Origin of the sequence: Photorhabdus tasmaniensis (assembly GCF_011189505.1) — a bacterium.
GTDB lineage: Bacteria > Pseudomonadota > Gammaproteobacteria > Enterobacterales > Enterobacteriaceae > Photorhabdus > Photorhabdus tasmaniensis.
The window spans coordinates 1-26,089 of the sequence record NZ_PUJU01000059.1; the positions used below are offsets into that span (position 1 = coordinate 1).

Genomic DNA, 26,089 nt, shown 5'->3' on the forward strand with positions numbered 1-26,089 from the left:
ACATGAATTTCGAGACAAAGTATTCAAATTTTTCACCACAACGCTACCTGATATAGCGGACTCGCTGATGTCTAGAATTAACGACCATTTTCAGGTGCTAAAAACTGCATCTTGAAGTTTCTTGGGTATATACGGATAAACTTTCACATAATCAACATCGAATGTGGCGGTTGTTTCATTTATCGGACCATAACCTTGGGCTGGATAACTGCGCGGTACTTCCGAGCTTAAAATAATGTATTGATTTGCGATTGAAATAGGAACTTGCTCCAGACCAGATAAATGTTGAAGAACACCATCAACATAAAATGTGTAACCATTTGGTGTCCATGCCACCGCAAATTTATGGAATTTACCATCAGCGAGATTACCCATAGACAATTTCTTTGACCATTGTTTATGAGCGCTGCCATAACCATTCCAGTGAATAGCATGATCATATTGATCTTGTGTAGCTTCAGCTAAATGTTCAAATACATCAATTTCGACGCCTGATTTTTCTGGATCCGTCAGATCTTTACCCATTGTTGGTGACTGTACCCAGAATGCGACCTGATTACCTTCGGCACGATTAAATCTGACAGCGGCTTCCCAATAGCCATATGACTGTAGGAAACTTTTTTGTGTTGAAATCATGCCGCAATAATTTTGTAGCTTGCCAGAAGAACTATCGGAATAGGTTTTTATAGTTAAATATCCATTCCGCACAATAACGGCTGATTGAGTATTAATACAATTATTTCTGACACCCAAACCACGGTAATCCCATTTTTGGGTATTGAGTGTTGTGCCATTGAAATTATCCTCGAATGATGGTGTGGGGCTGAATCCACTTGGGATTTTTGCCGAAGCGTATCCGCAACACAATGAGCTTAATAGCAATATATAGGCTAGCTGAACTTTCATCTGTTTTCCTTGTATTTTTTGATGTAAATAGTCGCCACTTGAACGTTCTTACACGTTTTCGTAGGGATTAGGGATAAGTCACTTTATCGAATATTAGCGACAGGGTGACCGATTTAATTTGTTATCCCCTGCTTTTTGTTTTAGTTGGTAAAAATAAAGGAAATAAAAATCAGTGATGTTGATTAAGGGAAAATAATTAAAATAGAGACAGTAAAAGAAGCAGTTATAGCAGATAAATAGAACCCCGTTCATCAGAACGGGGTGTATGACAACGTTAAACTATTTCGATGCATCCAGGGCTTGGGCAAGATCGGTAATAATATCATCAATATGTTCAATACCGATTGACAGGCGGATCATGTCGTGTGGTACACCTGCTTTAACTAACTCCTCGTCATTTAATTGGCTATGAGTGGTTGAAGCTGGATGGCAGGCGAGTGATTTTGCATCACCAATATTGACCAGGCGCACAATCAGCTTTAACGCGTCAATAAATCGGGCACCAGATTCCTGTCCGCCTTTAATACCAAAGGAAAGAATAGCTGATGGTTTCCCACCCATATACTGTTGTGCCAGTTCATGTTCCGGATGGTCTGGCAATCCTGCATATTTCACCCAACTAACTTGAGGATGATTTTGCAGGTAATGAGCTACTTTCAGGGCATTTTCAGTATGACGCTCCATTCTTAGCGCCAGAGTTTCCAACCCTTGCAAAATAAGGAAAGCATTAAAAGGTGATAGCGCCGCGCCCATGTTACGTAATGGTACAACACGGCAATGACCGATAAATGCAGCTTTACCAAACTGTTCGGTATAAATGACGTTGTGATAAGAGGGATCAGGGTTATTCAGGATAGCAAAGCGTTGCTTATGTTTTTCCCAAGGGAAGTTACCGGAATCAACAATAATGCCGCCAATAGTGGAGCCGTGACCTCCCATGTATTTGGTCAGAGAGTGAATAATAATATCGGCACCATGCTCAAAGGGACGGCAAAGCGCAGGCGTGGCAACGGTATTGTCAACGATTAAAGGAACGCCATGACGGTGAGCCACTTCTGCAAACTTTTTCAGGTCAACAACATTACCAGCCGGGTTACCAATGGATTCACAGAATACCGCTTTGGTCCGGTCATCAATCAGTGATTCCAATGCTGCAATATCATCATGGTCGGCAAAGCGTGTTTCAATACCGAACCGGGGCAATGTGTGAGCCAGCAGGTTATAAGTGCCGCCATATAACTTGGCAACAGATATAATATTATCCCCGGCTCCAGCAATGGATTGAATAGCGTAGGTGACAGCCGCCATACCGGATGCGACCGACAATGCAGCGATCCCACCTTCAAGTAAAGCAACCCGTTTTTCCAGTACGTCATTAGTCGGGTTCATAATGCGGGAATAGATATTTCCCTCGACCTTTAAATCAAACAGATCGGCACCGTGTTGGGTACTATCAAATGCATAGGATGTTGTTTGATAAATAGGGACAGCAACGGCTTTGGTGGTTGGATCGGGTGAATATCCGCCGTGGATCGCAAGAGTTTCTGGTTTCATTTTCGGTCTCTTCTCTATATCGGTAAGATTACATGTATCTTTGATGAATAGATGTAAGCGGCTTTTATCAAAACTACAGCTCCACTTACTGCCGTTCACAAGGAATTTAACTTGTACATTTGTTTGATTGATGAACCGTCTGAATAGATATCTATCAGCTTAAGGGAATTTCCGCTGATAGAAAATGTGATTTTTTTGTCATTTTCTTCAATTCTCCAACGACCAATGTTATCGACATTACTGAAAGCCCATTCGACACGATCGCCATTTAAGCGACATTTAATTTTCCACAGGGAATTATCACTGGGTCGAATGTAGTGCATATACGCCATCTTATCGTTATCCCCAGAAGATATCTTGATGATTTCTGTCTTTTGTAAAGCTCTATCGCCAATATCGCTAAAACAATAAAGATTTTATTATTAGACATTATATTTCCGCTAATTATTTATTAATCAAATAAATAATTTAAAAACGTTACTAATTCAGTGATATATCGGGTGTCGCTATTTTTTAATTATGTGGACATTATCACAAAAAGCAGAAGCTACTTAAGTCGAGTAACATTAACTATTAAAATGGAAAATGAGAACAAAAGACTTAAATAAATATCTAATCTTTTAGAAAGATCACAAAATTTCTTGTGAAGTAGTTCGTTTTCGTTAGGTTGCCTGATTTATTTCCCTCTATTTCCTGAACAAAAATGGAGGGTATGTCCATAATTTTAAATTTTTAAAAATTTTTCTGCATGATTTTGGTTATAATTTATTGTTAGTATGATCGACATTGGAGCTAATCAATAAATTAACGGTATTTTTATGTCTAAATTTTCAAACTGGCAGGAATTAAGGCAACTATTCTTACTTTCTTTTCCCATCATTATTGCGCAGATAGCACGTACCGCAATGGGTGTTGTTGATATAGTGATGTCTGGTCACTATTCTACCGCTGATTTAGCGGCAGTAACATTAGGAAGTAGTATTTGGTTCCCTATATTTGTGTTGGGATACGGGACTATTATCATGCTTGCGGCAGATGTCGCAAAGCACAAAGCGCAAGGTAATGAAGAAGGGGTCAAAGAGAGCCTTAGAAATTATTTGTTTCTATCGATGATACTTTCAATACCAATAATTTTATTGTTAATGTTAATTAGCAAACTATTTTCGTTTATAGGCTTAGATGATGATATTTTAGATATCACACGGGGCTATGTTCTTGCTATGGCATTTAGTGTTCCTGGGGTGATGATATTTAATGTTTTTCGTTCATTTCTGCAAGGCTTAGAAGATACGAAAATCGCGATGTACCTATCTTCTGGTGCCTTATTACTGAATATACCATTAAATTACATGCTTATTTACGGGAAATTTGGTTTGCCAGAAATGGGTGGCGTTGGCGCGGGTATTACAACAGCAATTATTAATAACCTAAGTGCTGTATGTTTAGTTATCTATTTTTTACTGAAAGATGAATACCGGCGATATCGGTTTCGTTTAAAATTCCCAAAATATCAAGATCTACTGAGGACTTTTTATATTAGTATTCCTAGTGGATTGGCTTTTTTTGTTGAAATGGTTTTTCTCGATGTGGTTGCTGTATCCGTTGCGCCTTTAGGCACTCAAACTGTTGCCGCACATAATATTATGCTTAATATCGTGACTATCATTTATACCGTCATCACAGGATTTTCGACCGCGACGACGGTAAGAGTGGGCTCCTATATTGGGCTAAAAGATAGAACATCATTAATGGGTGTTATCAGAGTTTCGATTTATTTGATATTATCTGTCTCTGCAATTTTTGGTTTTATAATATATTTTTTCGCCGCGCCATTGATTGCACTCTACACTAACGATGATTCAGTTATAATAATTGCACTTAGCCTGGCTTTTCTATTCTGTTTTTTCCAATTCTTCGACTCCTTTCAGGCCTCTTTAGCCGGTATTCTGCGTGGTTTTCATGATACCCGCTCGGTATTCTACGCACCTTTATTTGGCTATTGGTTAGTTGGTTTACCATTAGGGTTTGTTTTGGCTTTAACAAACTGGGTAACCGATAGCATGGGGATTGTAGGATTTTGGTATGGTTTGGTTTTAGGTCTTTTTGTCAACTCTATTTTACTGTCTATTATATTAAAGGTGAGGACAAAAACGATAGTTTCTCAGTTAACTTCTTAATTTAGTTACGAAATATCTCGGTAAATAATTTAGGGAAATATTATGAAGTATATTATTTTGGAGAAAGCGGAAATATATTTCCAAAAAATGGCTGATATGGGGGATAAAGAATCTCAGTTTATTGTAGAACATTGGGAAATAATTCTGATACAGCAAGGATATAAAGAACCTGAATAATGTTTATATCCGCCTGAGAGCTATTGCGCTTGCGTAAATTCCCTGCCAAAAGGTAGGGGATTTTATGAAAATTTTTACTGTGAATAAAAATTTACTTTTTAAATCCGTGGTTATTTAACCTACCTCACACTAGGGGATTGTATTTTATTGGGTTTTATATTGTTCTCATAATATATCTACTTTAGTGGTTTTATTAAGTGATTCATTAGGTCAATCATTAAAGACAACACTAATTTAATTTGCATAATAATTTTATTATTTTAAAATCAACAATATAAATTATTTTTTTATTTATTTTTGTTTTCATTGTTAAGTGTTATTTAACTAATATGCGGTGGCGATGAATAACATATTAGCCATATAATAACTTATGTATTAATTTAATAATGCAATAGTAACTTATGTATATATTTATGTGTATTGATTTTTTTACACTTATTATTGGTTTTATCTCTAAGATTATTTCCATTATTATACTAAGGTTATGGTAAATATTGATTTAATAATTAAATAGTTAGGTGTATTTATTGCCATTTTATACAAGTTCACATAATTATTTTATGATAATGATTATCATTTCATTTTTTATTAAAAGTACGTTAATATGCGCGTCAGTCTTTGGACGGTACTAAAACTATGTAATAAGCAATCTCTAACATTTAATTAGTCACATAAGGAAGTATGCTATGAACAAAGTTAAAGTGTTAATTGCAGTATTAGGTACATGTGGATTAGTAACACAAGCAATAGCTGCCCCTGGTTTTGGGCAAACTCAAAATTTTGATCAGAATAAACCTAGTATTAAGGTAAATGTGACTGAAAAAGGGGGAACAGGTCATGCAAGCTCTGGAGGAGAGCCGGGGATTGGAGTGCAGTCTATAGCTGGAGGTAAAATTGTCAGCTTCTCGGGCCTTACCCGTTATGCCGGCGCGGATGCGAATGGCATTCATAAAATTTCTATGCCTGGATCAGGTAGCCATGGTGGTATGGGGGTCTTTAACTTTAGCAAAGTGGCTAATGCTGATGTCTATTTTGGTGAATGGTCACAAACAGGTCAGGTAAACGATAAGACTCATACTGCCTATTATTCCGGTAAAGATATTACAACCAATTTACCGACTGGTGGTATAGCGACCTATACGGTTAAAGGAATTAACCAATATAGTGGTAGTAATGCTCTGCAAGGCACATTCACTGCGGATTTCGGTCAGAAAAGACTTTCTGGTTCAATAGCGAATAGTGTATTGACTGTTGGTATTAATTCCAGAATTAGAGCAGATGGCTCATTTGTTGGGACTGCGACAGCCGGAAATGTTGCAGGTACAAACAATGGCCACTTCTTTGGTGATAATGCGTCGAGTTTAGCTGGTGTAGCTAAATTTAATTCGGATCATAGTAAAGATACCGCCTTTGGTGGGACTAAAAATCCATGATATGAGTTCGTATTGATTGAATAAGGCAAAGTTCATATGGGCTTTGTCTTATTCTGTTTATTTACTGGTCCGATTATTAAGCAGTGATATTCCGATGTTAAATATTTCCATTATCCGTTTTACCATACTGATCAGTTACTTGTTTATTTATCCCTCTTTGGTTCTGGCAGATGAAGATGCTGGTAGAAGATTGTGGCATAACGTACAGCGAAATTTGCAGGAGCAAGAAAAAGAGCTCGTCACTGATGAAACTGCGAATGAGAATAGTGATCATTTATCGATAGTCCTTAATGGTCAGACTTTCAGTGTTGAGAATAATGTGAATGAGGTTGGTCAAGCGCTGTATTTATCTATTAATCATCAACAAGTGAAGGATGTAGAGCGCTTTTTGTTGATGTATCAGAAATTACCTGGGCATGATGCCCAATTGGTGCATTTTGCTCGGGCAAACCTGGCGCGTTCACAGGGTGATTTAGTTGTGGCAGAACAGCATTATCAGGCTATTTTGCACCAGCAACCTGATTTTACCCGTGCTAAATTGGAGTTAGCCAGGGTCTATTATGAGAATCAAAAAAATAGAGAAGCCAGTTTACTGTTTAATGAGATTTCTGCGGCAAACCACGATAATGCAAGTAAGTTACCACCGGCAGTTATTAAGAATATAACCAGTTATCAGGATGCTATTAATCTGCGCAATACCTGGCGTGGATCTTTTGCCGTAGGATATATTTTTAACGACAACACTAATATGTCACCGGATAAGCCTCCTGCTTGCATTAGCTATCATGAGAATGGTGATTGTAAGACTGAACGAAAATTGCCTTTGGCAAAGAAGGCAAATGGTATCAGTTATGATGCTACGTTACGTAAGATATACCAGCTAAGTGGCCACCACGGTATATCTCTGCGCTCAATGACTTATGGTGAAAGTTATCGTAATCATAGTGAGGAAAATGAAAATACCACTTCTGCTTATTTGGGGTATAACTATAAAGCACAGAAAAATGATTTCCTGATAGGTCCAATTATTGAGTTTAATCATGTTGGTAACCATTCCCGTTATCGCACCACCGGAGTGAAAACTGAATGGATGAATATTCTATCAAAAAATTTGGCATTGAATCTTGAAGGTGAATATAAACAGTTTCGTTATCATAAACTTTATAATAATAATGACGGTAACATGACCTCCGTTTATGCCACCTTATCTTATTATTTAACTGATCAGACAATTACCTTTACTGGTGGTGACTGGGTTAATAAAACCAGCGTTGAGAAAGCGGATGATTATCAACAGAAAGGCATACGAGCAGGTATTTCCACCCAGTTATATCCGGGAATTAATGCGGTGGTATTTACCGCATTACGACAGAGGCAGTTTGGTGATTACAGTGTGCCATTAAGTGCACGCCGTAAAGACAATGAACAACTCTATTCGGCAATTCTCAGTATGCCTAAATTTGATGTTTTTGGCTTAACTCCGGTAATCACTTATCGGTACAGAAAAAACAATAGTAATGTTGATTGGCTATACTCATATAACAAAAACGAAGTGTTAATTAAGTTTGAAAAATATTTTTGATATTGATTGAAGTAATAGGTTATTTAAATCCGTACTATGGCAGATAATCACTATGCATAAATTAAGTAATAAATACAGTAAAATAACATTGGTGATGGTATTAACTTACAGCATGATACCTTACCGTGTTGATGCAGATACACCAATACCCCCGGTTCAATCAGCGAAACAGCCTGCTGAAAATAAGGCAGACTTGGGCAAAATTAACGTTTCAGCTACTAGCGAAAAAGATCAGGCAGGCTATGACGCGGTATATGATAAAGATATTACCAATATTTACTTGGGTAAGGATCTGGTAGAACGCTATAAAGGTGCTTCACCTGCGGATGTTTTAAAAAGTGCGGTGGGTGTATTCAGTGGTGATTCCAGAAACAGTGGCGCATTAGATCCTAATATTCGCGGTATTCAGGGGCAAGGGCGGGTTCCTGTCACCATTGATGGTACTGAACAAGCGATTACAACCTGGCGTGGCTATAACGGTGCTAATAACCGTAATTATATTGACCCTAATCTGATCAGCAGTATTGAAATAGAAAAAGGCCCGTCACTAACTCGGGGAGTGAAAGGCTCTATAGGTGGGGCAGTAATGATCACAACCTTGGGCATAGATGATGTGGTACCGGCAGATGAGAGCTTTGGAATTAATCTGAAATTGGAGACCAGTAGCAATGCCGTGAAGGAACGTGTACCAAGCCTGCAATGGGGACAGGATTATCGTGATATTCCTGGTTTTACTAAGGGATTTAACTATGTTGATCCTGCGTTAGAAATTATCCCAAAAACTTCAAAAGATAATAAATTATTTGGCCTGAAAGATAATGCAATACGTCTGGCAATAGGTACACGGCAGGAATACTTCGATCTAATGGCAGCCTATAGCTATCGTAGTAAGGGGAATTACTTTGCCGGCAAAGGGGGCTCTCATCGCTATGACGCAGCGATCAGTGATAAGGATAAAGTTATACTTGATGGTGGTACTCGAGCGTATGATCCTTATTTACCTTTCGCGGCACGTATATATCGCCCCGGCAATGAAGTGCCGAATACTTCCAGTGAAATGGAGTCTTGGTTACTTAAAAATACTTGGCATCTGGCTAATCAACAGACTATTGAGTTTGGTATCCGCGATACCAAGACAACTTATGGTGAAATTATGCCTTCGCGCATTAGCTGGGTTCGGGCTGAGGAGAATATTGTATCGCAATGGCCTTTGGCTAATGTACATCAGCAGGCATTTAATGTGGACTATAAATGGAAACCTGATGGGAACAAGTGGGTTGATTTTGATATGAAGTTCTGGGTTACCCGTACTATTAGCGATACTAATACTGCCGGGGGGTATCCTCGTGAACCGCGGGAAAGGGATGATGTCTGGGATGTGAATGGTAAGGAAAAAGATCCGAATAAAGATGGTAGCTTAGTAGAGACTGCTTCCACTAATGCGCATAATAACCGTTGGGGTGTTGATCTTTCTAATGCTTTCGCGCTAACTGCGAATTTGGATTTAACATTGTCGGCTAATCTGCAACGGGAACGTTTGGGATCGCATGATGATTATGAAGCAAAGAGTTTCTCCAATTTTCGTTCATTACCAAGAAAAGGGCGCCGTCAGGAAAACAATATTGCCTTTAATTTTGACTGGCGTCCTACTTCATGGCTGGCATTAAGCGCTGGTGCTAAACGAGTAAGCTATTGGTCTAAGGATGATTTTTTAAATGAACGTCTAGCAGCACGTGATCATCGTTATAGTAAGGACAAAAAACTGGTTGGTCAGGGGCTGCAATATAAGAGAACACTAACCGAACGTGAAGCTGAATTATTTAAAAAATTTAATGATTGCTCATGGTGTTTGACTGATGATGAATTTGATAAATATTTTGAAAAGAATTTCTCAGAATCAGAAGAGCGAGATTCAATTTTGCGTCCTATGGTACCAATAGATGTGCTTTGGAAATATCGTGACGATGGTAAGTTATATAAACAAGATAATCCCTATTTTAATGGGAATATTGATATGAATGAGCGTGTTATTGATCCTGTGACTAAAAAAGAAGTGTATAAATATGAATACAGTGGAGCCCAATCTAATAGCCGTTATATTGATAGCTCAGGCGAAATTCTGGATGTAGGTGATGGTGGTTTAATTTATAAACAAAAAAGTGAACAAGAGCGTTGGGCTAAACAACCTAAACGTAAAGATTATGCCTGGGCACCAGTATTTTCCGCAACAGCTTATGTGAGTGATAACGCACGTATCTATGCACGTTATGCTGAAGCAGTGCGTATGCCGAGTATTTTTGAAGATACTGTTGGCTTTTCCTCGGGTTTTACTGACAAACCTACCCGCGCTTTTAAACCTGAACGCAGCAAAACGGTTGAAGTGGGTTATGTTCATGATTTAAGTCAGTTGTTAGGAGCCGAGCATAATGCAGATATTAAATTCGCTTATTACAATACAGTCATTGAGAATGTTTTTGATCGTGATAGTAATTTTACATTTACTCAGTTAGATAAACAGAAATTGTCCGGCTTAGAAGTGCAGGGACGTTATGACAACGGGGGATTCTTTACCCAGTTTGGTTTGTCTTATAATCTTAAAAATAAAGTTTGTGATAAAACCTCAGCGGGTAGGTTAGATTTGACCAATCAATTTGGTGTTCCAGAATGTATTGATGGTGGTTTTCCCGGTGGTTTTTTAAGAACAACTATTCCTCCTCGTTACTCTCTTAATCTGAATATTGGTGGGCGGTTATTAGATGAAAACTTAGAAATAGGGAGCCGGGTGTTATATCACAGCAGTGTAGAGAATAAGGATGAAAAATGGTTGATGAAAAAAATGCCGGGCACTTATAAAGGGATAAATAATAACCCAATGCGCTGGAATCCAGTAATGACCGTAGATGCTTATATTAATTATAAGGTTGCGCCAAATGTTGTCGTTGAATTATCCGGCACTAACTTAACCGATCGCTATTATCTGGACCCGTTAACCCGCTCCATGATGCCGGCACCCGGACGGACGTTTAAGCTTAGTGTCACCAGTCAGTTCTGACTCTTGACGGGAGATTAACCTGCCTGTAATAAGGTTAATCTCCGCAGATAACGAGCAGAAAGGTGGCTTGAACTATGATGAAGAATCGTATTTATATTGGCTTGTTTGCTTCTTTGCTGTTACATGCAAGTGTCATTGTGTTTATGGCATCTCATTTATTACGTGATGACAGCGCAAATAATCAATCAGTGAATTCGCCAATAATCAGTATGTCAATAGAAATGGTTGCTTCGGCGACATCTGCTGGGCAGGAGCAGCCTACAAAGCAAGAACCTCTCCCGCCGCCCCCCGAAGTGGTAGTAGCGGAATCGCCGCTTGAGGCGAAAATAGCGCTCAATAAGCCAGTGGACAGGCCACGGAAACGAGAACAGCGGAAACCACCGGAAGAACATGCGGATGCTAAACCGAGGAACAAGCCTCAACCACAAAAAGAGCCAGTAGAAGATCTCCAACCAAAACTGGCGGAGCGTGGGCGTAAACCGGAAACAGAGCAAGCAGCGGACAGTTCTCAGGTGGCAGGAAGCGATGTTGTGGATTCACAAGCGGGTGCACGTCAGGCGACGACCAGCCAACCGATGACGGGTTTGGGTTCTGATGATTTACAAGGTTATCAGTCTGCTTTACGTCGTGAAATTGAAAAACACAAACGCTATCCACGTCGGGCGAAGAAGATGAAACAACAGGGTATTGTTCAGGTAAGCTTTAGTTTACTGGACAGCGGCGATCTGACGAACCCTCAATTAGTGCGGAGTTCTGGCACCGATGAATTGGATCGGGCTGCACTTGCGGCTATCCAGCAAGCCCGGTCTGTCGGGGTAAAACCAGCTGGCCTGCCGAGGGATCATACCTTAGCGATAGAGTTTAATTTGCATTGAGGAGGTGACTCCTCATGCTTGTTTTCTCATATGTAATAACGGAAAAGGATTACCCTGGCCGTCAATTTCTGAGCGACTGAAAACCTTAAACCCCTGATGCTGGTAGAAACCCACGCCCTGAACATTTTGTTCATTAACATCCAGTTCATTGATACCTGATTCAGTAATACCAAAATTCAGGAGTGCCTTGCCGATACCTTTACCACGGGAATCTGGGGAGATAAACAGCATCTCAATCCGATTCTGATCAACCCCCATAAAACCTTTAATTTCGTTTTGGTCATTTGTCGCTTTATAAACAATCAGTGTTGGCAGATAGGTATGCAGAATCAGTGGGCGTAACTCATTAATATTTTCGTCAGATAAAAAATCGTGTGTTGCCCGTACAGAAGCTTTCCATACTTCGGTCAATTTACTGAAATCAGTCTTTGTTGCTTGCTGAATTTTTATATTCATTTTTTTTAATATTCTATTTTAACTATTTTTCTAAACCAATAATGGACTCACTCTATCACGTTTATTGTGATGAATCGCTTCAGATATTACCCAGATCTAGCTAATTATCTTCTCCAGAGTTTTCTTCTGTCTGTTTCGTGATCTATTTCATGAAACGAGAAAGTGCGTTGAGTCTATTTGGTCTAATATTACTTTTTATAGCTAGTTGAATTTTAACCAAATTGGCTAGTTGAACTGTCAAACAGCACGAAACTTTAAAGATGTAAAAAAAATAATACAGAGTATCCTCTCTTACTAACTATAATGAGGTATTGGTTAACCAAGAGTAGGATTGCGTCATATCTCATGAGCGCAGTTTCTATTTGGATTGATCATTTCAGTTGAACAGCTAGTTCAATGATAAATATAAAATTATTTCTTGAGGATAGTTCATGAAAAGGTCATTTATATTTGCACCAGGTATGTTAGCACTTTCAATAAGTGCAATTTCGAACGCACATGCTTATGACAACCTATATGTTTTTGGCGATAGCTTAAGTGATGGCGGAAATAATGGTCGATACACAGTAGATGATATTAATGGTACTGAAAGTAAATTATATAACGATTTTATCGCTCAACAATTAGGGATTGATCTGACCAACTCCAAGAAAGGGGGCACTAATTACGCTGCCGGTGGCGCGACTGCTGTTGCCAGTTTAAATAATCAAGACAACACTCATGATCAGGTAACTCGTTATTTGGCAAGTCACGGCGGATATGCTGATCCTAATGGCATGTATGTTCATTGGATTGGTGGCAATGATGTTGACGCTGCATTACGAAACCCGGCTGATGCGCAAAAGATTATTACTGAGAGTGCGATGGCTGCTTCATCACAAGTACATGCGCTTCTCAAAGCGGGTGCCGGGTTGGTGATCGTGCCTACGGTTCCTGATGTGGGTATGACTCCGAAGATTATGGAGTTTGTTATCTCTAAAGGGGGAGCTACTTCTGAGGATCTGGCTAAAATTCATGTAGCAGTCAACATGTATCCCACAATTGATAAAGACACCCGTCTTCAAGTTATCCATGGTGTTTTCAAAAAGATCGGATCCGATGTTTCAGGAGGTGACGCCAAAAAAGCTGAAGAGACCACTAAACGATTGATTGATGGTTATAAAGAATTAAGTAGTAACGCTTCAAAATTGGTTGACAGCTATAATCAATTAGAAGATATCGCCCTTAGCCAAGAAAATGGCAATATTGTTCGCGTTGATGTTAATGCCCTCTTACATGAAGTCATTGCTAATCCTCTACATTATGGTTTTCTCAATACCATAGGTTATGCCTGTGCTCAGGGTGTTAATGCGAGTTCCTGTCGCTCTAAAGATGCCGGTTTTGACGCCAGCAAGTCCTTTTTATTCGCTGATGATTTTCATCCAACGCCAGCCGCACAGCATATGGTTGGTGAATACACTGTTTCAGTCATCAATGCTCCGTATCAGGTTATGTTACTGACGAACGCCAACAATGTGCCCGTAAAAGGAGCACTTGCTTCTCTTGATAACCGTTTACAGCAATTACGTAATGTGGGTAACGAGCAGGGTAAACTAGGTGTATTCGGTGGTTATAGTGGTAATCACAACCACACGCTGACATTGGGTAGTGACTATCAGATTACGGATAATATTCTGTTGGGTGGTATGATCTCACGTTATCAAGATAATCGCTCAATTGATCAATTCCGCTATGATGGCCGTGGCAATGTGCTCACCGCTTACGGCTTGTGGCGTTACTACGATAAAGGTTGGATTAGTGGTGATCTCCACTATTTGGATATGAAATATGAAGACATTACTCGTGGTGTCGTCCTCAATGAATGGCTGCGTCGTGAAAAAGCCTCGACTTCCGGTCATCAGTGGGGAGGACGCATTACTGCGGGTTGGGATATTCCATTGACATCTACCGTTACGACCAGCCCAGTTATCCAATACGCCTGGGATAAGAGCTATGTAAAAGGTTATCGTGAATCGGGTAATCACAGCACTGCCATGCATTTTGGTGATCAGCGCTACGACTCTCAGGTTGGTACGCTAGGCTGGCGTGTTGACACAAATTTTGGTCGTTTTAACCCCTATGCTGAGGTTCGGTTCAACCACCAGTTTGGTGATAAACGTTATCAGATTAGTAGTGCTATCAATTTAACCCAGACCTCTTTCGTTAGCAAAAGTCAAAAGCAAGATACCCATTGGCGTGAATACACCATCGGTACGAATGCTGTTATTACAAAGGATTGGGGCGCTTTTGCGTCAATATCACGCAATGATGGCGATGTTCAGAATCACACCTATACTTTCAGTTTGGGTGTGAATGCCAGTTTCTAATCGTGAGTGGTTAAAAAATTAAGTGATAATGCCCGATAAAATGAGATCGGGCATTTTTTGACAACTTGTCATTATCAATAAATTAACATTAAAACCTTACATTTTGGAGCATTCATAAATATCTGGCCTATTTTTATCTGTACTAATGGTATATTCATACTTTTCCCAACAATGCAATTTTTCTATCTTGGCCTCCTCTGAGATTAAATAGTATTAATTGGCTATTACGTCTCTGCATTTGAATTTACGTTCCTGCTGTGTAGAGCAGGAACCTATTTTTTCAGATTTGTTTGAAAGATAAGTCGTTAGATGGATTTAATGTTATCTTCCGATATATACCATCGAAGAGAATTCTTAACGGGAGATGGCGTTACCATAACTAATCCTTTGTCAGCCAGTTTCAATAGCAGATAACGAGCCTTGTAGATAGTAAAATTACATTGCTCTGCGACATCACGTGTGCTGGGCCACGATTCTGGTGGTGGAGCCATTTGCATTTCCCGGACGGTGCATAATTTGGATATGACATTAAGTATTTGATCCATGTGGGAAAATTGAGTCGAATCTTTCCGGTTTTCCATATTAACTCCAGGCTTTATTGAATCCAGTTAGATACCTTGAGTTATCTGGGGTAATCCAACGGTTAATTTCAACATAGGCGAACTATCTAAATGTCTGTTCATAAAGAATTGCTGTGTATATTCTGTTTTCCAAAGGTTGGTTTTTATACGATGCAGATTGATTATATCGAAAAATTAAAATTTTAGATCTTTTAATTTGACAAACAAACACAATAAAGCATTTTATTCTTATATAGATGTAATTTGCGACACTATAGATCGCAAATGATAGTATTGAAATGTTATCTAAGTATTTTGTTGTGAAGTTACTTGAATTTGTATTTTTTGTTTTTATTTGTTGAATTATTCTGTAATACTTTGAGTGTCAGTAAGGATATTGCTTACGTATAAATGTTTATGGATGAGCCATGTTTTCATTAACTTATTTTCTAATCATGATAAATCCAGTGGAGAGCCATCAATGATATCGTTTTTATTTCTCTGAGCTTAATGGATTTTTTATATGTCGTGAATTGTCTATGGTTTTTTTAACAGCCATATCTATGTCAATGTCAATGTATTTTCGCATCTCAACTATTTTAGTTAGTAGATTCCATTCATAAAAATCAGAAGATACTAATAATCACAATATAATTCATTTAGAAATTCAATCTGAAATTAAGGTTGATTTGTATTATGTGATTCTATTAAGTGTTTCTGTGTTTTATTTTTATCAAAATATTAAGGGTTAGACATGAAACTAAATAAAATTATAATGGCAACCATATTAATATCTGTCATTGTCAGCGGTTCTATCATTGATATACCGTATTTCATCAATTTTAACACTTTCGATCAAACAATGAATCTTAGGAAAACCTCCAACTTGGCGTTAAAAGGTGAGGGGAAACAAATCCTGAAAAATAGCAAAATTCGTTTGGAAAATTGCAGTTTGGAACCGGTGGTTCAACGGTTATTGTCTCGGGTAACGTTAAAAGTGTTACTGGCTCTACCTCGGATTACCAATAAGCCAGATAAATCACCGAAGCCATGTCAGCGGGAGAAACTACACATGTTCAGATTAATGGTAAGTTTTATTTTTTAGTCGTTATCTTTTAATCATGGGCTCTGATCACAAAATAGAAAAAATTGGTGATTGTTAAGAATAACCTGGTGTTTACATTATCCTTCCTATAGATTCTTCATGTTCCATTTTTAGTTATTGTCATATCAGTCTTATAAAACTTTCAGATTAATATAAAGCCAATGAAAACATCGTATTTTCCTTTTAAGGGAGATTCTTAGTTTTTCATTATCAGATTATTTGTAAATAAAATTAAACATTAATAACGTGACTTTATTATTAAATAATGTTATTAAATATAAAGCTAAGATTTGTATTTTAATATTAATTTTTTTACTGATCGTTATCTTAGGATCTCATCGGATAGGCAGTAAGAATGAATGATGGTTTTAACCGTTTAATAGCGTTACAAATATCGGCTTACCTTCAGCATTGATTGCTATTTGTTCTGTTAAGATAGTGATTTGATTTGTATTTTCTAATGAAAAAAGTATGAAAAACAATAAGAATGTGAAAGAACATGGCAAAACATCGTTTTTCGAACAATATTTTTCTAAGCTGTATATGGGTCATGTGGAGCATTGCTCTGGGGCTCTATCTGGCTGGTAATCTGTTTAGCTGTACAGTGACAGCGATTCTATCTTTTCTGGCTTTAATATTTTGCTTTATTAACATGAGATCGAGATCAAAAACTATGTTTGGAAAAAAAACAGAAACAGTGGCTGTAGAACCGGAGTCTCTGGCGGGTGATGATAAAAAGAATGCCAGCGCAGAAGCCCGCCGTTGCACTATTGTTGCTAAAAGCTCAGTCTTTAAGGGCGATATTGATGTAGAAGGTGATATACAGATCTGGGGTAAAGTGATTGGGAATATCCGAGTGAAGGAAGGCGCAATCCGCATTATGCATGACGGGCGGGTTGAAGGTGAACTTAATGCTCCAGAAATCATAATTGACGGTGATGTTGAAGGGACTTGTTGTGCAGCAACATTGGATATTCTTGAACATGGTGAACTACGTGGTATCAGTCGCTGTGGCAGTATGTCTATCAAGCGTGGTGGTTTATTCTTCGGGCAATCAGAACAGATTGAAAATAAAGCAAAATTAACATCTGAACGTGTTGTACCAATAAAAGATACCAATAATGATAAATCCAAAGATAAGGCTACGGTAAAAACAAGTGCCTGATAAACCAGGCCCGTGTGATATGTGATTCCGATGGTTTTCGGCACGGGCCACCCTTTTTTGATTTTTAAATTACGTTGTTTTATTCCTCTTTAGTTTTATTCACTATAGCAATTTATCTGTTTAATTGTTTTAATTCTCCTGGTTAGAGTATGTGCTTTTCGCACATATAGGCATTTTGCTTGGCTGCTATATAGCTGATATTAAGGAAAATATGATGGCGACACTAGAAACAAAGAGATTAATAATGCGCGCCTGGAAAGAGGAAGATAGAGGGCCGTTCTTTCATTTAAATAGTAACACAGAAGTTATGGAATACTTTCCTGCCGCTTTGACGGTTGAACAAAGCAATACAATGGTGGATAGAATTACCCAGAGATTTGAACAGCAGGGTGGTTGGGGATTATGGGCTGTGGAGCTGAAAGAAACGGGGGATTTTATTGGTTTTGTCGGTTTAAATATTCCTGTAGCAGAATTGCCATTTTCACCTTGTACTGAAATTGGGTGGCGTCTTGATAAACCATTTTGGGGTAAAGGTTATGCCAGTGAAGCTGCATGCAAGGCATTGGATTTTGCTTTCACTGAATTAAAACTTGAGGAAGTAGTTGCATTTACCACTGTTGCTAATCTGCGTTCTCAAAAAGTCATGGAGAAACTTGGAATGGTGAAAGATGAAAATACTTTCTTGCACCCTTTATTACCGGATGGGCACCCGCTTCATGAGCATGTGCTTTACAGAATTCGCCAGTCATAATTCTATATTCTCTTTTCTGGTTTTAGTGACCTTGGTGTTTTATACTACTGTTGCATATATATGTATTTTTGGAATTAAAATGAAATATGAATTAGCTGTTATGGCGGCTCTGGCTAAATTAGAACATCCCAACACGCGTTCAATTGTGGAAGCGACAGGGATATCTGAGCGTAAAGTGCAACAGATTTTACAAATATTACAACAAGACTTAGAAGTAAAGATTAACCGCATTAGAAACGGCAAAGTCAGTTATTTTGAAGTTATTTCTTGGGGAATATTTGAAAGCGGTCAAGCGATTAACTATAAACTGAGCGATTTAGATCTGGATAAGTTTAAATATTCCCGTCAGCAAGAGAAAGATATCAGAAACCAAAAGAATAAAAAAACAATAATGACAACTTATAATGAAAAAAAACATTATTTCGATCGGGTAAAACTAAAAAACTACAGAGATAGTATGCGCCTTGAAGGAATGAGTGTTGTTATGAGCAACCTGCCTGCAACTAAAGAAGAGCAAGAAAATCTAAGAAATAAATTAATTAGAAAATACAGTGAACAGTGAGGAGATTATGGTAGATAAATATGGAACGGGGCAAGATCCCTACACATACTTAGGCACAGATACTCTCATCAATAAATTAGGCATTCGCGACTCAGCCATTTTGGAACAGGCAGAGAAGGAACTGACTGAGCTTGCTATATTGAATATTTCATTTTGGGAGCCGCCTTACAATTTGGCTTTTTGGTGTCAACTTCATAAACAAATATTTTCTGACTTGTATAATTGGGCTGGTCAACTGAGAACCATTGATATATCAAAAGGTAATACCCGTTTCTGTCATGCTGAACGTATTGAAATAGAAGGAAATAGAATATTCAATATGTTAGAGAGTGAAAATTATCTCGTAGGGTTGAATTATTCAGAATTTATCAAAAAACTTGCTGAATATTATGCAGAATTAAATGTGATTCATCCTTTCAGAGAAGGAAATGGGCGAACACAACGCCTGTTATTTGAATATATAGTTATAAATTGTGAATATAACATTTCTTTTGAGTCTGTGGATGCTAAAAAATGGATTGAGGCTAATATTTCTGCTTATCAATATAATTATCGGCCATTAATGAAAATTTTCAGAAATTGTATTTATTAAATTATATAAAATGATATATTAATCAATAATTTTCTGACATTCTGTTATTTAATATTTTCAGCCACTTCAACTATTCTTTATAGGCAGAAAAATAATTTTAATTGTGAACTTATATTAGGCATCAGAGAGCAGGTCTTATAAATAGATTTTTTCATCTGAGATAACTCGTTATCGGTCATTTATTTGTGCTGTTATTAATATAATTTAGCCCGACAAGTTTGGCAATTAATCATCCAATTTAAGTTGAATTAATTTTATTTAGAGTGAGAGGCTAGTTAAACTAACTAAATCCCACTGTATTTTTTCTGGCATTTTTGATAATGTTTTCTGTTGTTTCTGGTTAGATTGACATATATCTTGCTGAGTTACAGTAAAGTAACAAGAAAAAGATTATCCTTGTCACTTTGTTTATTAAATATCGTATTATTAATTGCATTAAAGACAAATTGTTGCTAGAAAAGGACTAAGGAGAATTACCGGTGCACACACTTTAGCACATTTACCCAGGGAATGTTCGGCTTGAAAACATATATTTGCAGACGCAAAGTTAGGTACGAAAGAAGTAATACTCAATACTAAAAGACAGGCTGATAACTTTTTCATGGTTGGTACCTCATCAGGTGTTGATTAGAGTCATATAATTTATCTGAGTTACTAATTATCGTTCAATAATTAATATTGAGTTAATTTTACGCTATTATTTTTGCTGTCTTGTTGAAAATCTGTTGAAGTTACCAAGCTTTCAATTTATTTGTTTAACTAAATCAAACACATATTGTTGAGCCAGAGATATCTCTATTCACTCAAATTATTGGTCTATACAATCTACAAATCTAAATTATTTGAGTGAGTGAAAGGATAATTCATATAAAAAATCAATCTGACATTTTTACTCATTTATAGGAATGGTTGTTAACAATTAAGAGTAAGGAATAAGTGCAGATTGGCTACTACAACATTATATTTAATAACGTCATGTTTTATATGGTTTTGATTGTATAATGATATATCGGCCTCCACTTACAACCACTAAAATAATAATGAAAATTTGTCATTTATATCATTACATCCATGATAAAAATATCACTCTAATAAACCCAAGATAGGAGATAAAAATGAAAAAAAGCTTATCCTATATTGCCTTAATGGCTGGATTGATTGCCACGCCAGTTATAGCAGAGAAGCTTCCTAATAAAGGTGAAGTTGCTGCATTACAGTCTAACTCATGTGCACAAGGTTACATTTCTCAAATCTATGTAACAGGTGCAACAGGAAGTTGGGGTATTCAAGTGGCTCCAGAAACTTATCCAAGTAAGACGACACATTTTGTATCTGATGATTTAGTCACTGTAAATAAAGATGCAGGAAAAGCTTTGTTTTCTCTTGCATTAACCGCATTTGAAACACAAAAACGGGTTAATATTATTAACATCAATGAGGTAATTAAAGACTGCACTCTACCGAATTCAGAATTCAATCATATTGTTATATTTAGGTAAAACCAAATGATTCGTTTAAGACGATGGGGTTACGACGGCAATCTAATAGTAATATATTGAATTGCGATTGGTTAATAAAAACAATGGAATAAGTCATGAGTAAGCCGGAATCAACTCTGGCTTAATTATTAACATTGAAACCCGTCATTAGTTTCATTTGTCACGACTTAATGAGGATTTATAGTTCCTGTGAGTATATTATTTTTTCCTTATTATAGTTACTTGATTACATCATATAGTGTAGGTTTAACTTAACATTTAATCCTAACAGCTAAATATTGAAATTTATCAGTGGTGTAGAAATAATAAGGTAAATATAAAATCGGCAAATAGAATCTCTACTCAACAAAAGCTTCGGGTATTTGTTAGGTGATATTTCTCGTATGGAATTATTTTTATATGCAAACATCATTGATTGGAATTATTGGAAAAATGAGTGTCATGACTTTATTTATATAAAAAATGAGAGTGCTATCAAAGTGGATTAAAAATATACGTGTTATTGATCATTCTCCAATTAACTAAGGGGAATATCTATGTGTAACTGTTCTGAATGCGATGACTCACTGAAAAGATCTAAACGGATAAATGGCTATAAATCATGTCCTAAATGTTCAAAAGATAGAGGATATCATGTTTGTTATGAGGATAATGATTTCGGAACGAGAGACATGGGGGATGGTCGGAGGATACTCCAATCATATTGTCATTATTGTCGAGGAAGGGGGAGCATTTGTCATCCTGCATTTACCTGTAACGCTGACACGGAGAGTGATACTGACTAGTGTGTCCTATAATCAGGCTATACAAAAAACGGTGTAGTTTTTTTACGTTGCTGGGTTAGTCTGGCTGGTATCCCATTTGTGGAAGATTGGCACCTGTGGGTTTAACGGTGACTGTCGGAGATTACAAATGCAATTACCGGAGGCCATAGCATGACACCCGAGAAAGTTAAAAACCGCTTTCAGCAACACGGCATCACTATTACCCAATGGGCACGGGAGAACGGGTATTCCCGTGAAGCTGTATACCGAGTTCTTAATGGACAATCCAAAGCCAATTACGGAAAGGCCCATGAAATAGCTGTAAAGCTAGGTCTGAAAACGCCAAGTTTAGGCATTTAAATTTAGCCTAAGTATTTTATCACTCTGTGTAACAGATTATCACATATTGAAAAGGGAGAGTGTGACATGCGCAAAATTAACGTTTCCAGTTCTGGTACGCGCATATTACGGGTTCTTAAGGCGCTACGTGGTCATTCCTTGTCTGGGCTGAGTAATGGTGAATTAGCGGAATTATTGGGGGAATCTTCTGCAAATATTAATCGCGCACTAAATACATTAATAGAAGAAGGGCTAGCACAAAAACTGGGTAGCGGCAGATATGCACCAGGTATGCAATTACTGCAAATAGCACAATCGTTCTCAAATGAAATGGCTAACACCCAGGCCAGAATTACAGAAATGAATTAACAAGGGATTTATACAATGGCACGCTCAAAAAATACAACATCAGTAAAACTGGCCGAAGATGTTCAACTTGCCGACGATTTGTAGGCCAATCTCAACGCTATGACAACACACCGTCTGCAAATCATGGAGCAGTTTGGTGATGGTTTGCCGTATGAACGTGATCGGCATCGTACATGAAACCCGTTTCTACATGGCTCAGAGTGCTGAAACGATGTTGGAAGCTGGGAAGCGCCTCATTATTCTTAAAGAGAATGAACCTCATGGCGAGTTTGTTGACATCGTTAAGGATCAACTTGGTCTGGAACCCCGCATTGCTCAAAAAATGGCACAATCTGCACTTAAATTTCTTTCACCTGGATTAGAAACAAAAGCGAAAACGTTTTCGCTTTTGGGACGTTCCAAACTGTATGAATTGATGCTTGAAGACGATGATGAACTGTCAGAATTAGCTGAAGGTGGCACTGTAGCTGGCCTGACATTAGATGATATTGATCGCATGTCTGTCCGCGAACTGCGTAAGGCCCTTCGTGATACACGCGCTGATCTGGATATTTCACACCAAACGGTGCAGGAAAAAAAGGAACTAGTCAGTAGTTTGATTGAAGAGAAATCTGAAACCCAGCACAAATTTCAGCGCCGAATCAATCATGAAAAACCTGAAGAAGAAGGTGCAGCTTTGACACAAGAGGTTAATTCATTGTCTTTTGCTGTTGATGCCGCTATCACCAATCTTTTCAATGGATTTGAAACGCTTAATGACCATACCACACGCACTGACATTAGCCATATTGGGTTTATGGCGGGCGTACTTGATGACCTTGAAGTTAAACGTAGCCACTTTAATCTGCCTGAATATAGAGAACGTAACACTATACCTGATTGGGCTAGAGAAGGTGTGGAGGCAGAAGAAGAAGAATTCAAACGACCAGAATGGATGGATAAGAAAGAGGCACATGAATAAATTTGAATTAAAAAAATGCTTGAAAAGAGACTGAAAAAATAAGGGTAATAACATGAATACCACAATGACCGAACGATTAGTTGCTATTGCACAAGCAGCACATAAAGCCGGACATGGCAGCAAAGAGGCAATATATCGGGCGGCTTGTGAAGAGCTGTGTATGTCACGTTCAACATTGATGAAAAAACTCGTTTCTGGTAAAAAGCCTCGCAAGAAACGTTCTGATGCAGGTAATCGCGCGTTGACACGTGAAGAAGCAACTTTGATCTCAGGGGTATTGATGGAGGCCACTCGTAATACAGGGGAATCGGGTTCAGGTAAAACGACGCTGCGTCGTGATCTTATTGGCCGTATTAACCCCCGTTATTGTTATTGAACCTTATGTATTAGCAATAGAAGACAATGACGTAAAAGGTAAGACCTTGAAAGCATCAAACATTGCTGAATCTATTGTGAATACTTTAGCACCATTGGAAAACTTGAAACGATCGCCTGAAGCACTCTTCCGCCAGTTGCACAAAATATTAAAAGACAGTTCAAGGGCCAGGGCAGGGTGCGAGCATACTTTGATTACTCTTCACCCGAAGAAAACTCGCGCACGATAATCATCATTCCAGCCGGCTTTTTTGAGTTTATTTCGTTGGCTTGGTGCACCACAATCACATTGTTTTACCATGTTCAACACGATACGCCGGAATAGCGCCAAATTTTCAATGGCTCCGTCCAGTACAATACGTGGATCATCCTCTTTAAAAACGACATCAAGAATATAATGTTGGCTATTCTCAATGCGCCAATGCTGGCGAATATAGTGCCCTAATAATTTATGCCGCGGAGAGAGGGAACTAATATAGTCAGCCGTATCCACCGTACCCTTGCCATTTTCTGTCCGGTGTCGTTCAACAGCAATAATACTGCGGATTGTCGGCCATCTTTCCGCGATATCAGGGGGAAATTGGGGCTTGAGTTGAAACACATAACGTTCTTCCCGGCGGCCATGCGCTTCTTGTTTGATTTCAGTGATAATTTTTTCTTTTCCTGCATCAAACACCCGCTGAAACTGAGACTGCACGGCATCCCACAGACGGGGTTGGTTTTTCTTCACCTGAACAACGACGTGGGCTTTCTTTTCACTGATTTTTTGCAGGGTTTCACGCTGGCAATGCAGGGCATCAAGCGTCACAATGCTGTCTTTCAGGTTGAGGATATCCAGCATTTGACGGACGATACTGATTTCACCGTTTTTCGTGGCCGTGGTTTTCTGGCTCAACACTAATCCCCGCTCAGTATCATACGCGGTGACCAGCTGGACGGCGTTTTTCTTTTCATTCCGGTAAGCCCGTCGCAGGACTTTTCCGTCAAAGGCGATAACCGGTTTCCCGACCTGTTCACGCTGTTCATTGACCCAGTTCAGTAAAGCGTTCAGTAAAGAATCCAGCTCGAGAGTGCGCAGTATTCTCGCAATCGTATGTCGGCGGGGTATCCCATGGAGAAAGGGGCGGTATTCTCTGAGCCACTTAATTTTGGCATGTCCATAAGTCTCAATGTCTTGCCAACCTTCGGCTCCCGCCATAATGGCACTAACGACAAGGAAAATAACATCAACCAGCTCGTAATGACGATTGATATCAGAGCGGGTTTCTTTCACAACGGATAAATGTTCAATCAGGTTCATTGGTGAGTGATTAGCAGGAAAATAAGGCTAATTAGATCATGCTATTAGTCTTCATTCAATAGGTTTTAAAAAAGTATGCTCGCGCCCTGGGGTGATGATACCGACGGTGGCGCTGATTGCGCCGTTATTATTGATTGCCTTTGGCGGTAAATACCTGACCCGGATGAAACGCGGTAAACCGGCGTATTATCTCTATCGACGGCTGGAGGTTAAAAAACGGTGCTGGGGTCTGGGGGATCCGTCACTGATTATCACATCACAACGCTGGTCGTTGCGCCGCCGTCACCGGGTAATGATCAGGATGGGGCGGTTATGAGCCGTTTTCGTCATGCGATTCAAAACCGGGACCAGCATATCCTGACGTTACGCGCGGCCTGTGGTGTGCTGGTTTTGTTGTTGTTACTGAGTCTGAGTGGCTGGATGATGGTGCCGAGAGAGTTAACCATTCATACGCCGCCGGATGTCCGTAGTGGTAGCACTCGCCCGTGGTGGCAAGTACCTGTCTCCCAGGTCTATGCCTTTGGCTTTTACATTTTTCAGCAACTGAATGCCTGGCCGAAAGACGGGGAAGTCGATTACCCGGCGAAAATAGCCGCGCTTTCTGCTTATCTGACCCCCTCCTGTCAGGTGTTTCTGGAACAGGATGTTCAAAACCGGTCACAAGTGGGTGAGCTAAAAGATCGCGTGCGGGTGGTATATGAAATTCCGGAACGGGGCTTTCGTGACAGCAATGTGATGGTAAAAGACCGGGATAACTGGGTTATCCGGTTAGATTTAGTGGCCGATGAATATTTTCACGCTGAGCCGGTCAAACGGGCACTGGTACGTTACCCACTTAAAGTCACCCGTTGGCAAGGGGATGCAGAGCGTAATCCGTTCGGTCTGGCACTGGATTGTTATGACAGCACACCGCAACGGCTGGAAGCAGCCTCGCCGCCGGCACCGGCGAAAAAGGGGGGATTCCAGTGAAAAAACAGGCAATCGTCGAGTTATTGGCATTGACCGCATTATTATTCGCTGGACTGGTCATGGTTTCGCCCGTTGAGGCCGTGGAGTTGATGAAGTGGGAGCGTATCCCGCTGCCGGTTGCCCTGCATGTTGGGCAGGAGCGGGTGGTTTTTGTGGATAAAAATGTCCGGGTGGGTTTTCCCGGGATGTTGAATGGCAAA

The 26,089-nt window shown here is 38.9% G+C and carries 23 protein-coding genes and 3 pseudogenes; 21 read left to right on the plus strand and 5 right to left on the minus strand.

What is annotated here, in order from left to right:
• Nucleotides 1-115: pseudogene (locus C5471_RS19800) on the plus strand (IS630 family transposase); the annotation flags it as partial.
• Here C5471_RS19800 and C5471_RS19805 read toward each other — a convergent pair.
• A complete protein-coding gene (locus tag C5471_RS19805) occupies nt 91-906 on the minus strand; it encodes a glycoside hydrolase family 16 protein (protein WP_133814770.1) in 816 nt (271 codons plus the stop codon). The pseudogene C5471_RS19800 and the gene C5471_RS19805 sit on opposite strands and share 25 nt — an antisense overlap.
• Before the next feature lie 279 nt (nt 907-1,185).
• Entirely contained in the window at nt 1,186-2,460 is a 1,275-nt protein-coding gene (locus C5471_RS19810) for a bifunctional O-acetylhomoserine aminocarboxypropyltransferase/cysteine synthase (RefSeq protein ID WP_133814771.1), read from the minus strand.
• Between the two features lie 818 nt (nt 2,461-3,278).
• Between C5471_RS19810 and C5471_RS19815 the strand changes: the two genes are divergently transcribed.
• The 6 genes from C5471_RS19815 (at nt 3,279) to C5471_RS19835 (ending at nt 11,756) form a co-directional block, all read left to right on the plus strand.
• Entirely contained in the window at nt 3,279-4,637 is a 1,359-nt protein-coding gene (locus C5471_RS19815) for an MATE family efflux transporter (RefSeq protein ID WP_133814772.1), read from the plus strand.
• Between the two features lie 42 nt (nt 4,638-4,679).
• Entirely contained in the window at nt 4,680-4,814 is a 135-nt protein-coding gene (locus C5471_RS24920; protein WP_278250177.1) for a hypothetical protein, read from the plus strand.
• 686 nt (nt 4,815-5,500) lie between these two features.
• On the plus strand, nt 5,501-6,247 hold the full coding sequence (locus C5471_RS19820; RefSeq protein ID WP_133814773.1) for a Slam-dependent surface lipoprotein: 747 nt from the start codon (nt 5,501-5,503) through the stop codon (nt 6,245-6,247).
• A 94-nt stretch (nt 6,248-6,341) separates the two neighbouring features.
• Nucleotides 6,342-7,829 (plus strand): surface lipoprotein assembly modifier, encoded by a 1,488-nt coding sequence (locus tag C5471_RS19825; RefSeq protein WP_133814774.1) that lies wholly within the window; start codon nt 6,342-6,344, stop codon nt 7,827-7,829.
• A gap of 52 nt (nt 7,830-7,881) precedes the next feature.
• Entirely contained in the window at nt 7,882-10,881 is a 3,000-nt protein-coding gene (locus C5471_RS19830) for a TonB-dependent receptor domain-containing protein (RefSeq protein ID WP_166296307.1), read from the plus strand.
• Nucleotides 10,882-10,955: 74 nt separating this feature from the next.
• Complete coding sequence (locus tag C5471_RS19835) at nt 10,956-11,756, plus strand: TonB family protein (protein WP_166296311.1); 801 nt, start codon at nt 10,956-10,958, stop codon at nt 11,754-11,756.
• Between the two features lie 12 nt (nt 11,757-11,768).
• Here the strand turns inward: C5471_RS19835 and C5471_RS19840 are convergent, their stop codons facing one another.
• Complete coding sequence (locus C5471_RS19840) at nt 11,769-12,212, minus strand: acetyltransferase (protein ID WP_207627414.1); 444 nt, start codon at nt 12,210-12,212, stop codon at nt 11,769-11,771.
• A gap of 431 nt (nt 12,213-12,643) precedes the next feature.
• On the opposite strand from C5471_RS19840, the gene C5471_RS19845 reads away from it, so the two are divergent.
• Nucleotides 12,644-14,578: an autotransporter outer membrane beta-barrel domain-containing protein gene (locus C5471_RS19845; protein WP_133814775.1), complete on the plus strand. Its 1,935-nt coding sequence runs from the start codon at nt 12,644-12,646 to the stop codon at nt 14,576-14,578.
• Between the two features lie 305 nt (nt 14,579-14,883).
• On the opposite strand, the gene C5471_RS19850 is transcribed toward C5471_RS19845, so the two are convergent.
• The gene (locus C5471_RS19850; RefSeq protein WP_133814776.1) at nt 14,884-15,159 is read right to left on the minus strand and encodes a FaeA/PapI family transcriptional regulator; all 276 of its coding nucleotides are present in this window, start codon (nt 15,157-15,159) and stop codon (nt 14,884-14,886) included.
• A 1,757-nt stretch (nt 15,160-16,916) separates the two neighbouring features.
• Here C5471_RS19850 and C5471_RS19855 point away from each other — a divergent pair.
• From C5471_RS19855 to C5471_RS24030, 10 genes and pseudogenes are all read left to right on the plus strand, one after another.
• Nucleotides 16,917-17,408 (plus strand): bactofilin family protein, encoded by a 492-nt coding sequence (locus tag C5471_RS19855; protein WP_242688792.1) that lies wholly within the window; start codon nt 16,917-16,919, stop codon nt 17,406-17,408.
• A gap of 214 nt (nt 17,409-17,622) precedes the next feature.
• Nucleotides 17,623-18,159: a GNAT family N-acetyltransferase gene (locus C5471_RS19860; protein ID WP_133814999.1), complete on the plus strand. Its 537-nt coding sequence runs from the start codon at nt 17,623-17,625 to the stop codon at nt 18,157-18,159.
• Between the two features lie 79 nt (nt 18,160-18,238).
• Nucleotides 18,239-18,721: a YhfG family protein gene (locus tag C5471_RS19865; protein ID WP_133814778.1), complete on the plus strand. Its 483-nt coding sequence runs from the start codon at nt 18,239-18,241 to the stop codon at nt 18,719-18,721.
• Between the two features lie 7 nt (nt 18,722-18,728).
• A complete protein-coding gene (locus C5471_RS19870) occupies nt 18,729-19,313 on the plus strand; it encodes a putative adenosine monophosphate-protein transferase Fic (RefSeq protein ID WP_133814779.1) in 585 nt (194 codons plus the stop codon).
• Nucleotides 19,314-20,428: 1,115 nt separating this feature from the next.
• Nucleotides 20,429-20,812, plus strand: a complete 384-nt coding sequence (locus C5471_RS19875; RefSeq protein ID WP_133814780.1) for a hypothetical protein — start codon at nt 20,429-20,431, stop codon at nt 20,810-20,812.
• Between the two features lie 651 nt (nt 20,813-21,463).
• On the plus strand, nt 21,464-21,634 hold the full coding sequence (locus C5471_RS19880; RefSeq protein WP_166296314.1) for a hypothetical protein: 171 nt from the start codon (nt 21,464-21,466) through the stop codon (nt 21,632-21,634).
• Nucleotides 21,635-21,747: 113 nt separating this feature from the next.
• Entirely contained in the window at nt 21,748-21,936 is a 189-nt protein-coding gene (locus C5471_RS19885; RefSeq protein ID WP_133814781.1) for a DNA-binding protein, read from the plus strand.
• A gap of 66 nt (nt 21,937-22,002) precedes the next feature.
• Entirely contained in the window at nt 22,003-22,284 is a 282-nt protein-coding gene (locus C5471_RS19890; protein ID WP_133814782.1) for a helix-turn-helix domain-containing protein, read from the plus strand.
• A 15-nt stretch (nt 22,285-22,299) separates the two neighbouring features.
• Nucleotides 22,300-23,245, plus strand: a pseudogene (locus tag C5471_RS19895) (DUF3102 domain-containing protein).
• Between the two features lie 301 nt (nt 23,246-23,546).
• Nucleotides 23,547-23,817: pseudogene (locus tag C5471_RS24030) on the plus strand (hypothetical protein); the annotation flags it as partial.
• A gap of 5 nt (nt 23,818-23,822) precedes the next feature.
• On the opposite strand, the gene C5471_RS19905 reads toward C5471_RS24030, so the two are convergent.
• On the minus strand, nt 23,823-24,920 hold the full coding sequence (locus C5471_RS19905) for an ISAs1 family transposase (RefSeq protein WP_133814784.1): 1,098 nt from the start codon (nt 24,918-24,920) through the stop codon (nt 23,823-23,825).
• Between the two features lie 43 nt (nt 24,921-24,963).
• On the opposite strand from C5471_RS19905, the gene C5471_RS19910 reads away from it, so the two are divergent.
• The 3 genes from C5471_RS19910 to C5471_RS19920 all read left to right on the plus strand — a co-directional run.
• Nucleotides 24,964-25,236 (plus strand): TIGR03750 family conjugal transfer protein, encoded by a 273-nt coding sequence (locus tag C5471_RS19910; RefSeq protein ID WP_339959312.1) that lies wholly within the window; start codon nt 24,964-24,966, stop codon nt 25,234-25,236.
• Nucleotides 25,233-25,889: a PFL_4703 family integrating conjugative element protein gene (locus C5471_RS19915; RefSeq protein WP_133814785.1), complete on the plus strand. Its 657-nt coding sequence runs from the start codon at nt 25,233-25,235 to the stop codon at nt 25,887-25,889. The genes C5471_RS19910 and C5471_RS19915 overlap by 4 nt, the downstream gene beginning before the upstream one ends.
• Nucleotides 25,890-25,948: 59 nt before the next feature.
• The coding region (locus C5471_RS19920) for a DUF3438 family protein (RefSeq protein ID WP_242688793.1) at nt 25,949-26,089 on the plus strand (141 nt) is incomplete at its 3' end.

Bases quoted from the DNA above. Each gene is read 5' to 3' on its own strand.
- C5471_RS19805 (WP_133814770.1), bottom strand. From the start codon at position 906: ATGAAAGTTCAGCTAGCCTATATATTGCTATTAAGCTCATTGTGTTGC.
- C5471_RS19810 (WP_133814771.1), bottom strand. From the start codon at position 2,460: ATGAAACCAGAAACTCTTGCGATCCACGGCGGATATTCACCCGATCCA.
- C5471_RS19815 (WP_133814772.1), top strand. From the start codon at position 3,279: ATGTCTAAATTTTCAAACTGGCAGGAATTAAGGCAACTATTCTTACTT.
- C5471_RS24920 (WP_278250177.1), top strand. From the start codon at position 4,680: ATGAAGTATATTATTTTGGAGAAAGCGGAAATATATTTCCAAAAAATG.
- C5471_RS19820 (WP_133814773.1), top strand. From the start codon at position 5,501: ATGAACAAAGTTAAAGTGTTAATTGCAGTATTAGGTACATGTGGATTA.
- C5471_RS19825 (WP_133814774.1), top strand. From the start codon at position 6,342: ATGTTAAATATTTCCATTATCCGTTTTACCATACTGATCAGTTACTTG.
- C5471_RS19830 (WP_166296307.1), top strand. From the start codon at position 7,882: ATGCATAAATTAAGTAATAAATACAGTAAAATAACATTGGTGATGGTA.
- C5471_RS19835 (WP_166296311.1), top strand. From the start codon at position 10,956: ATGATGAAGAATCGTATTTATATTGGCTTGTTTGCTTCTTTGCTGTTA.
- C5471_RS19840 (WP_207627414.1), bottom strand. From the start codon at position 12,212: ATGAATATAAAAATTCAGCAAGCAACAAAGACTGATTTCAGTAAATTG.
- C5471_RS19845 (WP_133814775.1), top strand. From the start codon at position 12,644: ATGAAAAGGTCATTTATATTTGCACCAGGTATGTTAGCACTTTCAATA.
- C5471_RS19850 (WP_133814776.1), bottom strand. From the start codon at position 15,159: ATGGAAAACCGGAAAGATTCGACTCAATTTTCCCACATGGATCAAATA.
- C5471_RS19855 (WP_242688792.1), top strand. From the start codon at position 16,917: ATGTTTGGAAAAAAAACAGAAACAGTGGCTGTAGAACCGGAGTCTCTG.
- C5471_RS19860 (WP_133814999.1), top strand. From the start codon at position 17,623: ATGGCGACACTAGAAACAAAGAGATTAATAATGCGCGCCTGGAAAGAG.
- C5471_RS19865 (WP_133814778.1), top strand. From the start codon at position 18,239: ATGAAATATGAATTAGCTGTTATGGCGGCTCTGGCTAAATTAGAACAT.
- C5471_RS19870 (WP_133814779.1), top strand. From the start codon at position 18,729: ATGGTAGATAAATATGGAACGGGGCAAGATCCCTACACATACTTAGGC.
- C5471_RS19875 (WP_133814780.1), top strand. From the start codon at position 20,429: ATGAAAAAAAGCTTATCCTATATTGCCTTAATGGCTGGATTGATTGCC.
- C5471_RS19880 (WP_166296314.1), top strand. From the start codon at position 21,464: ATGATTTCGGAACGAGAGACATGGGGGATGGTCGGAGGATACTCCAAT.
- C5471_RS19885 (WP_133814781.1), top strand. From the start codon at position 21,748: ATGACACCCGAGAAAGTTAAAAACCGCTTTCAGCAACACGGCATCACT.
- C5471_RS19890 (WP_133814782.1), top strand. From the start codon at position 22,003: ATGCGCAAAATTAACGTTTCCAGTTCTGGTACGCGCATATTACGGGTT.
- C5471_RS19905 (WP_133814784.1), bottom strand. From the start codon at position 24,920: ATGAACCTGATTGAACATTTATCCGTTGTGAAAGAAACCCGCTCTGAT.
- C5471_RS19915 (WP_133814785.1), top strand. From the start codon at position 25,233: ATGAGCCGTTTTCGTCATGCGATTCAAAACCGGGACCAGCATATCCTG.